The organism is Pseudomonas sp. MWU347 (genome assembly GCF_017947305.1).
Taxonomy (GTDB): domain Bacteria; phylum Pseudomonadota; class Gammaproteobacteria; order Pseudomonadales; family Pseudomonadaceae; genus Aquipseudomonas; species Aquipseudomonas putida_A.
Genome location: NZ_JAFGZB010000002.1, coordinates 389,042 through 403,445, shown reverse-complemented (window position 1 = coordinate 403,445; position 14,404 = coordinate 389,042). Strand labels below are relative to the sequence as shown.

The window sequence follows — 14,404 nt, the reverse complement described above, 5'->3', positions numbered from 1 at the left end:
GAAAAGCTTGAAGATCTACTCCCTTCCCCCCCCCCTCGCCCCCTTGGGGGAGAGGGCTGGGGTGAGGGGGTGGCTCTTGATCTTAGATCCGGAAGCTACCCACCAGTTGCTTCAATCGCGCCGCCTGCTGCTCCAGATCCGAGCACGCACGCAAGGTTGCCTGCAGGTTCTCCACACCTTCCTGGTTCAGCGTGTTGATCTCGTTGATGTCGACGTTGATCGATTCGACCACAGCCGTCTGCTCCTCAGTCGCGGTAGCCACCGACTGGTTCATCCCGTCGATCTCGCCGATGCGCTGGGTCACGCTGCCCAGGCGTTCGCCGGCCTGGTTGGCGATGCCGACGCTGCTTTCGCTCTCGCGCTGGCTCTCGGTCATGATGCTTACGGCCTGACGCGCGCCGACTTGCAGTTCTTCGATCATCTTCTGCACTTGCTGCGCCGAATCCTGAGTGCGGTGGGCGAGGTTGCGCACCTCGTCAGCGACCACGGCGAAACCACGGCCAGCCTCTCCGGCGCGGGCCGCTTCGATGGCAGCGTTTAGCGCCAGCAGGTTGGTCTGTTGCGAGATGCTGGTGATCACTTCCAGAATCTGCCCGATGTTCACCGTGTTGCTGTTGAGGGTTTCGATGTTGCCGCAGGAGTCGCTGATTTTTGCCGACAACTGCTGCATCGCGTGGATGGTTTTATCCACAACCTGCTGACCGTCGACCGCCAGACTGCGCGCATCACTGGAGTGCTGCGAGGCGAGGGCGGCGTTCTGGGCGATTTCCTGAGCGGCGGCGCCGAGCTGGTTGATCGCCGCGGCCACGCTGTTGGTGCGGCTGGCCTGCTGATCAGAGTTGTACATCGACGAATTCGATGCGGCGACCACTCGCAGGGCGACTTCGTTGACCTGGCCGGTGGCCGAGGACACTTCACGGATCGAGGTGTGAATACGTTCGACGAAGCGGTTGAACGACAGACCCAGCGCGCCGAATTCATCATGGCCGTGGATCACCAGACGCTTGGTCAGGTCGCCTTCACCTTCAGCGATGTCGTGCATGGCGCGGCCCATGGTCAGCAGCGGTTGCATCAGCACGCGGATCAGCATGCCGAGCAGGGCGATGATGATCACCACGGCGATCACCATGGCGATCAGCGCCGAGGTGCGGAATTCGCTGAGCATCGAGAATGCGGTGTCCTTGTCCAGCACCAGCGCCACGTACCAGTCGGCCGATGGCACGCCGTTGACGCGGGTGAAGGAGATCAGTTGTGTCTTACCGTTGAACTCGACTTCTTTCAGGCCCGGGCTGACTTTCGGTGCGCCGTTTGGATAAGCCTCGGCGAGGGTTTTGAGCACCAGTTTGCTGTCCGGGTGAATCAGAATCTTGCCATCGGCGCTGACGATGAACGCATGGCCGTGGCCACCAAAGTTGAGCGAGTTGATGATTGCGCTGACGCTGGTCAGATCGATGTCGGCGCCGGCCACACCGATCATCTGGCCCTGACGCTGCACCGGGGTGGCGACAGTGATCACCAGTTTGCCCGACGACGCGGCGATGTAGGGTTCGGTGACGATGGTCTGTTGGGCGCTGTTGGCTGCCTTGTACCAGCCACGGGCGCGCGGGTCGTAGTCCGGCGCGCGGTTGCCGGCGGGCACCGAGAACATCACGCCGTCAGCGCCGCCGAAGTAGCTGAGCTGGAAATTGCCGGTGTAGGCGGGCAGGTCGATGATGCGCTTGAGGCTGGCCGGGGCGCTGCCGTCGGCGGCGACCTGCTGCGACAGCGATTGCAGCAACTGGATGCGGCTTTCCAGCCAGGTCTGGATGTTGCTGGTAGTCAGGCTGCCCAGTTCCTGCATCGAGGCTTCGGTACTGCTGTTCAGGGCTTCGCGTTGTCGATAGTCGTTGAACAAAATGAAACAGGCGAACGCAACGGCCACCACGAGGGCGGCAGCCAACAAGATCTTGTGGCTGAATTTCATGTTTCTGGTCATCGAATGAACTACCGCGAAGGGGCTGGTCGAGAAAGGGCGGCAATTTGCCACACTCGGGGGCTTTGCGCTGCTCTTATTTCGACCGCCGCGCGCCAAAGATTAGGCGTCTTTGATGAAATGCGACGAAATGCTCAATAGCCGCACAAAGTGTCTGATTTACCGGTAAATGCCAGACGAGCGGAGCGATAAATAGCCATTTCTGAAGGGAACCAGATGAGGGTTTTCTCTTCTAAGCTTCTGGTTGGCACCATGCCATCCCCCTTCCGCTCCAGGAGTTACTTCATGTCGCTGCGATCTATCGCCCTTCTGACTTTTTGCGTGCTGTTGGCCGCGTGCAGCAAGGTCAATCAGGAAAACTATTCCAAGCTTTCGGCCGGCATGGCCAAGGCCGAGGTTGAGACGCTGCTCGGCAAACCCACCGACTGTTCGGGTGCGCTCGGCATGTCCAGTTGCACCTGGGGCGACAAAAACAGCTTTATCAGCGTGCAGTACGCCGGTGACAAAGTGCTGATGTTTTCCGGCCAAGGCCTGAAGTAAACCGGGGCTATGCGCCCACGGGAGAAAAATAATGAAGCGGTTATTGTTCGTCCTTTTTGCCGGCCTGGTACTGGCCGGCTGCGCCACCCACGGTGAAGATCCGCTGGCGCCCAAGACGGCTCACAGTGTCAATCTCAAGCGTTATCAGGGCACCTGGTATGAACTGGCGCGCCTGCCGATGTACTTTCAGCGCAACTGCGCGCAGTCCGAAGCCCACTACTCGCTCAGACCCGACGGCAATGTCGATGTGCTCAATCGCTGCCTGACCTCCGACTGGCAGTGGGAAGAAGCCAAAGGCAAGGCTTATCCACAGGTGCCGGGCAAGACCGACAAGTTGTGGGTCGAGTTCGATACCTGGTTCTCGCGCTTGATTCCGGGTGTGGCGAAAGGCGAATACTGGGTGTTGTATGTCAGCGACGACTATAAGACCGCCATCGTCGGCGACCCGAGTCGCAAGTACATGTGGTTGCTGTCGCGCACGCCGACCGTCAACGGTGTGGTGCGTGAGGAGTTGCTGAGCAAGGCGCGGCAGCAGGGTTACGACACCACGCGACTGATCTGGCGAGCGTCGGATCGGCAGATGGCGAAGACTTCGAACTAAGTCTTCGAAGATCAAATGTGGGAGCGGGCTTGCTCGCGAAGAGGGCGTGTCAGTCGATTGAAATATTGACTGATACACCGCTTTCGCGAGCAAGCCCGCTCCCACATTTTGTTTTGTGTCAGCCTAAAAGTTCGCGCAGAACCTGGGTGAAGGCACGTGCGCTTTCCTCTTCGCCCGCATGCCGGCCATCGCGCACCACCCACTGACCATTGACCAGCACATCGCGCACCTGGCGATCGCCGCCAGCGAACAGCCAGCGATTCAAGATCCCGTCGCCGCTGGCGGTGGCCAGATACGGATCATTGCCATCGAGCACGATCCAGTCGGCACGCTTGCCGACTTGCAGCGCACCAATCGGCTGTCCCAAAGCCTGGGCGCCGCCGTCCAGCGCCGCGTCATACAGCGTGCGCCCAACCATCGGCTGATCCGCGCCATACAACCGGTTACGCCGCTGATCGCGCAGACGCTGGCCGTATTCCAGCCAGCGCAATTCCTCGACCACGCTGAGCGACACATGGCTGTCGGAACCGATGCCCATGCGCCCACCCTGAGCGAGGAAATCCACCGCCGGGAAAATCCCGTCGCCCAGATTCGCTTCAGTGGTCAGGCACAGGCCGGCGATGGCGCGACTTTTGGCTATCAGCGTGACTTCTTCCGGGTTGGCGTGGGTCGCGTGAACCAGGCACCAGCGCTGATCGACCTCCGTATTTTCGTAGAGCCATTGCAGCGGACGGCGACCGCTCCAGCTCAGGCAGTCATCGACTTCCTTCTGCTGTTCGGCGATGTGAGTGTGCACCGGGCACTGCTTGTCGCTGGCGGCCAGCACTTCGCTGATCTGCTGCGGGGTGACCGCGCGCAGCGAGTGGAAGCACAGACCCAGTGATTGCGCTTTTTGCTGAGCCAGTAATGGCTGCAAGCGCGATTGCAGCTTCAGGTAATTTTCGGTGCTGTTGATAAAGCGGCGCTGCCCATCATTGGGCGTCTGGCCGCCGAATCCGGAATGGCTGTAGAGCACCGGCAGCAGGGTCAGACCGATGCCGCTTTCGCTCGCTGCCTGACTGATGCGCAGTGCCAGTTCGGCCGGATCGGCATACGGCTGACCGTTATTGTCGTGGTGCACGTAGTGGAATTCAGCAACCGAGGTGTAACCGGCCTTGAGCATTTCGATGTACAGCTGACGGGCGATAACGCCGAGTTGCTCGGGGCTGATTTTTCCGACGAGGCGATACATCAGGTCACGCCAGGTCCAGAAACTGTCGTTGGGATTGCCGGCTACTTCAGCCAGCCCGGCCATCGCGCGCTGGAAGGCGTGGGAGTGCAGATTGGGCATGCCCGGCAGCAGCGGACCGCTCAGCCGTTCGGCGCCGTCTGCAGTGGAATCGGCCTGAATCTGGGTCAGCACGCCATCGGCGCTGACCTCAAGACGTACATTGTTGGCCCATCCGTTAGGCAGCAGCGCGCGTTCGGCAAAGAAAGCGGACATGGTTCAGCACCCCATCGTGTGTTATTTGTATATACATATACAGACGTTTGCCTGCCCGGTAAACTCCGGCAAGCTAGCAACCTTCATCCAATGAACAGGGATCAACCGTGCCGACTCCGCCTCCAGTCTCTCCGTTGGCCGCGAACCTGGGCGACAGTCCGGCGCCCTTGTACGCCCGCGTCAAACAGATGATCACCCAGCAGATCGACAGCGGTAACTGGCCACCGCACTACCGCGTGCCATCGGAAAGCGAACTGGTCAGCCAGCTCGGTTTCAGCCGCATGACCATCAACCGCGCGCTGCGCGAAATGACCGCCGACGGCCTGCTCGTGCGCATGCAAGGTGTAGGCACGTTTGTCGCTGAACCGAAGAGCCAGTCTGCGTTGTTCGAAGTGCACAACATCGCTGATGAAATTGCCTCCCGTGGCCATCGCCACACCTGTCAGGTGATCACCCTCGAAGAAGAGGCCGCCGGCTCCGAGCGCGCGCTGGCGCTGGACATGCGCGAAGGGCAGAAGGTCTTCCACTCGCTGATCGTGCATTACGAAAACGACATTCCTGTGCAAATCGAAGACCGCTTCGTCAACGCGCTGGTCGCCCCGGAATACCTCAAGCAGGACTTCACCTTGCAGACGCCTTACGCCTATCTCAATCAGGTCGCGCCACTGACCGAAGGCGAGCACGTCGTCGAGGCGATCCTCGCCGAGCCGTCCGAGTGCAAGTTGCTGCAGATCGAAAAAGGCGAGCCTTGCCTGCTGATCCGTCGCCGCACGTGGTCGGGGCGTCAACCGGTGACCGCCGCGCGTTTGATTCACCCAGGTTCCCGTCATCGTCTGGAAGGACGCTTTCATAAATGAATGGTTTGAAGGTTTTACGCGCCGAGGGTTACCCGCGCATGCCGTGGAAAAACGGCGGCGGCAGCACCGAAGAGATTACCCGTGATGCGGGTGCCGGCCTCGATGGTTTCGGCTGGCGTCTGTCGATCGCCGACATTGCCGAGTCCGGTGGATTCTCGACTTTTGCTGGTTACCAGCGAGTGATTACGGTGCTGCAGGGCGATGGCATGACCCTGTGTGTCGACGGCGATGACACTCGCCCATTGTTACCGCTGGATCCGTTTGCGTTCAGCGGCGAAAGCCAGGTGTCCTGCACTTTGCTCGGTGGTGCGATCCGCGACTTCAACCTGATCTACGCGCCGCTGCGTTACAGCGCGCGGTTGCAGTGGCTGGAAGGCGAGCAGCGGTTTTTCAGCTCGGCGACGACGGTGCTGGTGTTCAGTGTCAGTGAGCTGCTGCAAGTGCAGGTTGCTGACAACACTGCGCAACTCGGCCGCCATGATTGCCTGCAACTGGACGGTAACACCGGGCTGGTTGAAGTGGCCGTCAATGCCGGGTGCTGCGTGATTGAGCTGACCGCGCGCTGATCCAACTCTGGTAACACTCCTGTGGTGAGGGGATTTATCCCCGATGGCGGCGCAGCAGACCTTTTGGGACCGCTACGCGCTCCATCGGGGATAAATCCCCTCACCACAATTGCATTTCAATTCCTGTTTCCCTCGGCGCACCAACTTGTTACCGAACGCCCCAGCGTGGCGCAAAACCACGGGTTCGTAACGATCCGCCGAATCCTCAATTCCTCCCCGCAAAAATTTTCATCCACGCCGTAACCCTTGTCTCAGGCGCTCTGCAGCCCTGTCCGCAATTTTTCTTGAGCGCCCCTCCAGCAAGTTGGCCGCTTGATTGCATATGCTTGTATGTACAAGTAAAGACGTATGCGTATAAGTCCGCAGCGTCCACTGATTCGCTTGTCGCGCATTGAGGCGCGCAGGCTGCTTGCCCACTGCCAGGGTTGGTTTGAATTGATCGCTGAGGAGTCTTTTTCGTGACTGACAATAAGCCTACAACTGCCGTTTATACAAAGAGACGTGACGTCGAGATCCGCGCTGCACGCGGCAACAAGCTGACCGCCAAGAGCTGGCTGACCGAAGCGCCGCTGCGCATGCTGATGAACAACCTCGATCCGGAAGTGGCCGAAAACCCGAAAGAGCTGGTGGTCTACGGTGGCATCGGTCGCGCTGCGCGCAACTGGGAGTGCTACGACAAAATCGTCGAGAGCCTGACCAATCTGAACGACGACGAGACCCTGCTGGTGCAATCCGGCAAACCGGTCGGCGTGTTCAAGACTCACAGCAACGCCCCCCGCGTACTGATCGCCAACTCCAACCTGGTGCCGCACTGGGCGAGCTGGGAACACTTCAACGAACTCGACGCCAAAGGCCTGGCCATGTACGGCCAGATGACCGCCGGCAGCTGGATCTACATCGGCAGCCAAGGCATCGTTCAGGGCACCTACGAAACCTTCGTCGAAGCTGGTCGCCAGCACTACAACGACAACCTCAAAGGCAAGTGGGTGCTGACCGCAGGTCTGGGTGGCATGGGCGGTGCTCAGCCACTGGCCGCTACCCTGGCCGGTGCCTGCTCGCTGAACATCGAATGCCAGCAGGTGAGCATCGATTTCCGCCTGAAAAGCCGTTATGTCGACGAGCAGGCCAAAGATCTCGATGACGCCCTGGCGCGCATCGCCAAATACACCGCCGAAGGCAAGGCGATCTCCATCGCCCTGCTGGGCAACGCGGCAGAAATTCTGCCGGAACTGGTCAAGCGTGGCGTGCGCCCGGACATGGTCACCGACCAGACCAGCGCCCACGACCCACTCAACGGCTACCTGCCGGCGGGCTGGACCTGGGACGAATACCGCGCCCGCGCCAAGACCGAGCCGGCCGCTGTGATCAAGGCCGCCAAGCAGTCGATGGCCGTCCACGTCAAAGCGATGCTGGACTTCCAGAAACAAGGCATTCCGACCTTCGACTACGGCAACAACATCCGTCAGATGGCGCAGGAAGAAGGCGTGGAGAACGCGTTCGACTTCCCAGGCTTTGTACCGGCCTACATCCGCCCACTGTTCTGCCGTGGCATCGGTCCGTTCCGCTGGGCGGCGCTGTCGGGTGATCCGCAGGACATCTACAAGACCGACGCCAAAGTCAAAGAGCTGATCCCGGACGACGCGCACCTGCACAACTGGCTGGACATGGCCCGTGAGCGCATCAGCTTCCAGGGTCTGCCGGCACGTATCTGCTGGGTCGGTCTGGGCCTGCGCGCCAAGCTCGGTCTGGCGTTCAACGAAATGGTGCGCAGCGGCGAGCTGTCGGCACCGATCGTGATCGGTCGCGACCACCTCGACTCCGGCTCCGTTGCCAGCCCGAACCGCGAAACCGAATCGATGCAGGACGGTTCCGACGCCGTGTCCGACTGGCCACTGCTCAACGCTCTGCTGAACACCGCGAGCGGCGCGACCTGGGTTTCCCTGCACCACGGCGGTGGCGTGGGCATGGGCTTCTCCCAGCACTCGGGCATGGTAATCGTCTGCGACGGTACCGACGAAGCGGCCGAGCGCATTGCCCGCGTCCTGCACAACGACCCGGCCACCGGTGTCATGCGTCACGCCGATGCCGGTTACCAGATCGCCATCGACTGCGCCAAGGAGCAGGGGCTGAACCTGCCGATGATTACCGGTAAATAAACGCAATTCTGTGGGAAATGCTTTTGGTGGGAGTGGGCTTGCTCACGAATGCGCTGGATCAATCAGCACATGTTTCGAATGTGCCGGCCCCTTCGCGAGCAAGCCCGCTCCCACCAAAAGCACCCCGCGCAAGACGCTCAGTGAACTCGAATAACAATCCACAGAGGTTGAATCATGGCTGTAACCCCCGATCGTGCAGGCAACAAACCGTTGATCGAAAGGCGTTCGATCGACTACATCCCGGAAGCGGAAAGACACGGTCGTCTGTTGAGCCAGTTCACCCTGTGGATGGGTGCGAATCTGCAAATCACTGCGATTGTCACCGGGGCCCTGGCCGTGGTGCTGGGCGGTGATGTGTTCTGGTCGTTGATCGGTCTGTTGATCGGTCAACTGCTGGGCGGTGGCGTGATGGCGCTGCATGCGGCGCAAGGGCCGAAACTGGGCCTGCCGCAGATGATTTCCAGCCGCGTGCAATTCGGCGTCTACGGCGCGGCGATCCCGATCGTGCTGGTGTGCCTGATGTACCTGGGCTTCACCGCCACCGGTACGGTGCTTTCCGGCCAGGCGCTGGGCCAGTTGTTTGGCGTCAGCGACACCGTCGGCATCCTGCTGTTCGCCAGTGTCATCGTAGTGGTCACGGTGCTCGGTTATCGGGTGATCCACTGGATCGGCCGGGTTGCCAGTGTCATCGGCGTGATTGCCTTCGTGTATCTGTTCAGCCGTCTGCTGAGTCAGGTGGACGTGGGCGCACTGTTGCAGATCCGTCACTTCAGCTGGAGCAGCTTCCTGCTGGCGGTGTCGCTCGCGGCCTCCTGGCAGATCGCGTTCGGCCCTTATGTGGCTGACTATTCGCGTTACCTGCCGAGCAAGGTTTCTTCGGTGAAAACCTTCTTTGCCGCTGGCGCAGGTTCGGTCATCGGCGCGCAGGTGGCGATGGTCCTCGGCGTGTTCGCGGCAGCTTCGGCCAACGGCCAGTTTGCCGGTCACGAAGTGGCCTACATCGTCGGTCTGGGCGGCACAGGTGCCACCGCCGCGCTGCTGTACTTCAGCATCGCCTTCGGCAAGGTGACCATTTCGACGCTGAACTCCTACGGCAGCTTCATGTGCATCGCCACCATCATCAGTGGTTTCAAAGGGCACCTGACCGTTACGCGTATGCAGCGTCTGGTGTTCGTGCTGGTGATCGTCGGCGCGGCAACCCTGATCGCCTTGCTCGGTCAGCACTCGTTCCTCGGTGCGTTCAAGTCGTTCATCCTGTTCCTGCTGGCGTTCTTCACGCCATGGAGCGCGATCAACCTGGTCGACTACTACTGCATCACCCGCGAGCGTTACGACGTGCCGGCGCTGGCCGATCCGAACGGTCGCTACGGGCGCTGGAACCTGCTTGGGATCAGCGTCTATGTGTTCGGCGTGCTGGTGCAACTGCCGTTCATCTCCACCAAGTTCTACACCGGCCCGCTGGTGGCTGCCCTCGGTGATGTGGATATCTCCTGGATCATCGGCCTGGTGCTGCCCGCTGCCCTCTATTACGTGTGCGCAAAAAAATGGCACGGCTCAGTGCCTGATCAACTGATTCTGCCGGTCGAGCAGAACAGCGTTGTACCACCTGAAAAAAGTGGGGCCGGGCGCGCTGCGGCGCAGGCCTGATTGGACGTGGACAGGGCTGGATGCCTCTTGACTGCCGTAAGCCAATTCATGATTAGGAGCGTCGCAACAATGAAATCGAACAAGACCCTGCTCACCACACTGTTGTCCATGGGCCTGCTGGCCAGTGCCGGTGCCACTCAGGCAGCTGGCTGGTGCGAATCCGGCAAACCGGTGAAATTCGCTGGCCTGAACTGGGAAAGCGGCATGCTGCTGACCGACGTGCTGCAAGTGGTGCTGGAGAAAGGTTACGACTGCAAGACCGACAGCCTGCCGGGCAACTCCATCACCATGGAGAACGCCCTGAGCAGCAACGACATTCAAGTGTTCGCCGAAGAATGGGTCGGCCGCAGCGAAGTCTGGAACAAGGCCGAGAAGGCCGGCAAGGTCGTCGGTGTCGGCGCCCCGATCGTCGGCGCTATCGAAGGCTGGTACGTGCCGCGCTACGTGATCGAAGGCGACGCCAAACGCAAGATCGAGGCAAAAGCCCCGGACCTGAAAAACATCGCCGACCTGGGCAAGTACGCGGCTGTTTTCAAAGACGCCGAAGAGCCGTCCAAGGGCCGTTTCTATAACTGCCCGGCGGGCTGGACCTGCGAGCTGGACAACAGCGAAATGCTCAAGAGCTATGGTCTGGAAAACAGCTACACCAACTTCCGCCCGGGCACAGGACCTGCGCTGGATGCGGCGGTGCTGTCGAGCTACAAGCGTGGCGAGCCGATCCTGTTCTATTACTGGTCGCCAACCCCGCTGATGGGCCAGATCGACGCGGTCAAACTCGAAGAAAAACCGGGCGTCGACAAGAGCGTGAGCATCAAGGTCGGCCTGTCGAAAACCTTCCACGAGCAGGCGCCGGAACTGGTGGCCGTGCTGGAAAAGGTCAACCTGCCGATAGACCTGCTGAACCAGAACCTGGGCCGCATGGCGAAGGAACGTATCGAGTCGCCAAAACTGGCGAAAATCTTCCTCAAGGAACATCCTGAGGTCTGGCACGCGTGGGTCAGTGACGACGCAGCCAAGAAAATCGACGCGGCGCTGTAGGTCGATACCTCCCGGTCAACCGTGAGGCTGGCCGGGAGATATGCCGTAAATCGCTTGATTGAGATTTCTGATTGAGAGCCGCTTATGTTTCCCGAAAGCTTTACCTTTTCCATCGCCGACTGGGTCAACGGTTGGGTCGATTCGCTGGTCACCAACTACGGTGATGTGTTCCGCCACATCTCGGACACCCTGCTGTGGGCCATCGTCAACCTCGAAGGCCTGCTGCGCGCGGCGCCGTGGTGGTTGATGCTGGCGATCGTCGGCGTCGTCGCCTGGCACGCCACGCGTAAAGTCGTGACCACCGCCGTCATCGTCGGTCTGCTGTTCCTCGTCGGTGCTGTCGGCCTGTGGGACAAGCTCATGCAGACCCTGGCGCTGATGATGGTCGCGACGATCATTTCGGTGCTGATCGGCATTCCGCTGGGGATCCTTTCGGCGCGCAGCAATCGCTTGCGTTCGGTGCTGATGCCGCTGCTCGACATCATGCAGACCATGCCCAGCTTCGTGTACCTGATTCCGGTGCTGATGCTGTTCGGCCTGGGCAAGGTCCCGGCGATTTTCGCCACGGTGATCTACGCCGCGCCGCCGCTAATTCGCCTGACCGATCTGGGCATCCGTCAGGTCGACGGTGAAGTGATGGAAGCGATCAACGCTTTCGGTGCCAACCGCTGGCAGCAACTGTTCGGCGTGCAACTGCCGCTGGCTTTGCCAAGCATCATGGCCGGGATCAACCAGACCACCATGATGGCCCTGTCGATGGTGGTGATCGCCTCGATGATCGGCGCCCGTGGCCTGGGTGAAGATGTGCTGGTGGGGATTCAGACCCTCAACGTCGGACGCGGCCTCGAAGCCGGTCTGGCGATCGTGATTCTCGCGGTGGTCATCGACCGCATTACTCAGGCGTACGGTCGGCCACGGCATGAGGTGAGCAAATGAACAACGCAACCGTGAGCAAGATCGAAGTCAAAAACGTCTTCAAGATTTTCGGCAACCGCGCCAAGGACGCACTGGCGATGGTCGGCCAGGGCAAGACCAAGGATCAGGTGCTGAACGAAACCGGTTGCGTGGTCGGGGTCAACGACCTGTCGCTGAGTATCGGCACCGGCGAGATCTTCGTGATCATGGGCCTGTCCGGTTCCGGCAAATCGACCCTGGTGCGCCACTTCAATCGCCTGATCGACCCCACCAGCGGTGCGATCCTGGTCGATGGCGTGGACATCCTGCAATACGACATGGAAGCGCTGCGCGAATTTCGCCGGCACAAGATCAGCATGGTGTTCCAGAGCTTCGGTCTGCTGCCGCACAAGACCGTGATCGAGAACGTCGCCTACGGCCTGAAAGTGCGCGGTGAAAGCAAGCAACTGTGCGCTGAACGCGCGCTGCACTGGATCAACACCGTGGGCCTCAAAGGTTACGAAAACAAATACCCGCACCAGCTCTCCGGCGGCATGCGTCAGCGCGTGGGCCTGGCCCGTGCATTGGCGGCGGACACTGACATCATTCTGATGGACGAAGCGTTCAGTGCGCTGGATCCGCTGATCCGCGCCGAGATGCAGGACCAGTTGCTGGAGCTGCAAAAGACCCTGCACAAGACCATCGTCTTCATCACTCACGACCTCGACGAGGCCGTGCGCATTGGCAACCGCATCGCGATTCTCAAGGACGGCCGCCTGATCCAGGTCGGCACGCCAAGAGAGATCCTGCATTCGCCGGCAGACGAGTATGTTGACCGGTTCGTGCAGCGGCGGGCGGCAGTAGTCTGAAATGGATTGCCTTTGTGGCGAGGGGATTTATCCCCGATGGGTGGCGAAGCCGCCCCCAAACATTGCATGCGATGCACCTGAAACATCCTGGCTGCAGGTTTTGGGGGCTGCTGCGCAGCCCATCGGGGATAAATCCCCTCACCACAGGTTTTGTATCAACAGAATTGGCATGAGGTTTTAGATGTCCCAGGCTGAAAAAATCATCATCACCGGCAGCCCCCTGCGTTGGCAGGACGTGGTCGCCGTCGCCCGTCACGGCGCGCAACTGGAGTTATCGAGCGAGACCTGGGCGCGCATCGAAAACGCTCAGGGCATCGTCCAGCGCATCGTCGAAAGCGGCGAGCGTGCCTATGGCGTCAACACCGGTCTGGGTGGTCTGTCCAACGTTTCGCTGAAGGACGAACAACTCAGCCAGCTCTCACGCAACACCTTGCTCAGCCACGCCTGCGGCGTCGGCCCGGTGCTGCCTGATGAGCAGACCCGCGCGATCATCTGCGCCGCAATCCACAACTACAGCCACGGCAAATCCGGCATTCACCGGCGGGTGGTCGAAGCGTTGCTGGCGCTGCTCAATCGCGGCATCACCCCGCAGGTTCCATCGCAAGGTTCGGTGGGTTACCTGACGCACATGGCGCACATCGGCATCGCGCTGCTGGGCGTGGGCAATGTCAGCTATCGCGGGCAGATCACTTCGGCGCAACAGGCGCTGGCCGAAGAAGGCCTGCAACCGGTGCAACTCGGCGCGAAGGACGGCTTGTGCCTGGTCAACGGTACGCCGTGCATGACCGGCCTCAGCTGCCTGGCGATTGCCGACGCGACGCGTCTGGTGCAATGGGCCGACGTGATCGGCGCCATGAGCTTCGAAGCGCAGCGTGGGCAGATCGCCGCGTTTGACGCCGAGATCATCGCGCTCAAGCCGCACCCCGGCATGCAGCAGGTCGGTAGCAACCTGCGCGCCTTGCTCGATGGCAGTGAAGTGATCGCGACGAGCAAAGGCGTTCGCACTCAGGATGCGCTGAGCATCCGTTCGATCCCGCAGGTGCACGGCGCGGCGCGTGATCAACTGGAACACGCGATCAAACAAGTCGAAGCCGAACTCAACGGTTGCACCGATAACCCGTTGCTGCTGGGCACGCCGGACAACTTCCGGGTGATGTCGCAGGCCAACCCGCACGGCCAGTCAGTGGCGATGGCAGCGGATCTGCTGGCGATTGCCATGGCTGAAATCGGCTCGATTGCCGAGCGCCGCCTCGATCGTCTGGTCAACCCGCACGTCAGCGGTCTGCCGGCATTTCTGGTGGCCAACCCGGGGGTGAACTCCGGGATGATGATCGTGCAATACGTCGCCGCTTCGCTATGTGCCGAGAACCGCCAGCTGGCGCAACCGGCAGTGCTCGACAACTACGTCACCTCGGGCCTGCAGGAAGACCACCTGAGCATGGGCACCAGCGCTGCACTGAAGCTGCACCGCGCCCTGGAAAACTGCACGCAGATTCTCGCCATCGAGTACCTGCTGGCGGCGCAGGCCTTTGAATTCCTCAAGGAGCAGCGCTTTGGCGCGGGCACTGATCGGGCGTGGCGGCTGCTGCGTGAAACCGTCCCGGCCTACGATCAGGATCGCTGGCTGGCGCCGGATATCGCCGCCGCCGCCAGCGTTCTGAAACACCCGAATGCGCTGCACAACGTATTACCGAATCTGCACTGACAACTACCCATACCAGCGTGCCAAGGCGCGGATCGTCCACAAGACGAGAAACGACGGATAACGGAATGCTCCGGAG

General features: G+C 60.8%; 12 protein-coding genes. 10 read left to right on the top strand and 2 right to left on the bottom strand.

Annotated elements, in window-relative coordinates:
- Positions 1 to 82: 82 nt before the first annotated feature.
- Positions 83 to 1,975, bottom strand: a complete 1,893-nt coding sequence (locus tag KCG87_RS05355) for a methyl-accepting chemotaxis protein (protein ID WP_210556792.1) — start codon at positions 1,973 to 1,975, stop codon at positions 83 to 85.
- A 282-nt stretch (positions 1,976 to 2,257) separates the two neighbouring features.
- Between KCG87_RS05355 and KCG87_RS05350 the strand changes: the two genes are divergently transcribed.
- Both KCG87_RS05350 and KCG87_RS05345 read left to right on the top strand, forming a co-directional pair.
- Entirely contained in the window at positions 2,258 to 2,512 is a 255-nt protein-coding gene (locus KCG87_RS05350) for a hypothetical protein (protein ID WP_003220802.1), read from the top strand.
- Between the two features lie 31 nt (positions 2,513 to 2,543).
- On the top strand, positions 2,544 to 3,113 hold the full coding sequence (locus KCG87_RS05345) for a lipocalin family protein (protein ID WP_096794672.1): 570 nt from the start codon (positions 2,544 to 2,546) through the stop codon (positions 3,111 to 3,113).
- A gap of 118 nt (positions 3,114 to 3,231) precedes the next feature.
- On the opposite strand, the gene KCG87_RS05340 is transcribed toward KCG87_RS05345, so the two are convergent.
- Complete coding sequence (locus KCG87_RS05340; RefSeq protein ID WP_210556790.1) at positions 3,232 to 4,596, bottom strand: formimidoylglutamate deiminase; 1,365 nt, start codon at positions 4,594 to 4,596, stop codon at positions 3,232 to 3,234.
- 188 nt (positions 4,597 to 4,784) lie between these two features.
- On the opposite strand from KCG87_RS05340, the gene hutC reads away from it, so the two are divergent.
- From hutC to hutH, 8 genes are all read left to right on the top strand, one after another.
- The gene (hutC, locus tag KCG87_RS05335; protein WP_230679353.1) at positions 4,785 to 5,453 is read left to right on the top strand and encodes a histidine utilization repressor; all 669 of its coding nucleotides are present in this window, start codon (positions 4,785 to 4,787) and stop codon (positions 5,451 to 5,453) included.
- Positions 5,450 to 6,019 (top strand): HutD family protein, encoded by a 570-nt coding sequence (locus KCG87_RS05330; protein WP_098966776.1) that lies wholly within the window; start codon positions 5,450 to 5,452, stop codon positions 6,017 to 6,019. Before hutC ends, KCG87_RS05330 begins: the two co-directional genes overlap by 4 nt.
- Before the next feature lie 458 nt (positions 6,020 to 6,477).
- A complete protein-coding gene (hutU, locus tag KCG87_RS05325; protein ID WP_098966777.1) occupies positions 6,478 to 8,175 on the top strand; it encodes a urocanate hydratase in 1,698 nt (565 codons plus the stop codon).
- Between the two features lie 174 nt (positions 8,176 to 8,349).
- Complete coding sequence (locus KCG87_RS05320) at positions 8,350 to 9,822, top strand: cytosine permease (RefSeq protein ID WP_115988392.1); 1,473 nt, start codon at positions 8,350 to 8,352, stop codon at positions 9,820 to 9,822.
- Between the two features lie 69 nt (positions 9,823 to 9,891).
- Positions 9,892 to 10,860 carry an ABC transporter substrate-binding protein gene (locus KCG87_RS05315; RefSeq protein WP_134785230.1) on the top strand — a complete coding sequence of 323 codons (969 nt, stop codon included), beginning with the start codon at positions 9,892 to 9,894 and terminating at the stop codon, positions 10,858 to 10,860.
- An 84-nt stretch (positions 10,861 to 10,944) separates the two neighbouring features.
- Positions 10,945 to 11,796, top strand: a complete 852-nt coding sequence (locus KCG87_RS05310) for a proline/glycine betaine ABC transporter permease (RefSeq protein ID WP_007949591.1) — start codon at positions 10,945 to 10,947, stop codon at positions 11,794 to 11,796.
- Positions 11,793 to 12,623: a glycine betaine/L-proline ABC transporter ATP-binding protein gene (locus tag KCG87_RS05305; protein WP_047601084.1), complete on the top strand. Its 831-nt coding sequence runs from the start codon at positions 11,793 to 11,795 to the stop codon at positions 12,621 to 12,623. Before KCG87_RS05310 ends, KCG87_RS05305 begins: the two co-directional genes overlap by 4 nt.
- Before the next feature lie 181 nt (positions 12,624 to 12,804).
- Positions 12,805 to 14,328 (top strand): histidine ammonia-lyase, encoded by a 1,524-nt coding sequence (gene hutH, locus KCG87_RS05300; protein ID WP_210556788.1) that lies wholly within the window; start codon positions 12,805 to 12,807, stop codon positions 14,326 to 14,328.
- The last annotated feature ends 76 nt before the right edge of the window (positions 14,329 to 14,404 follow it).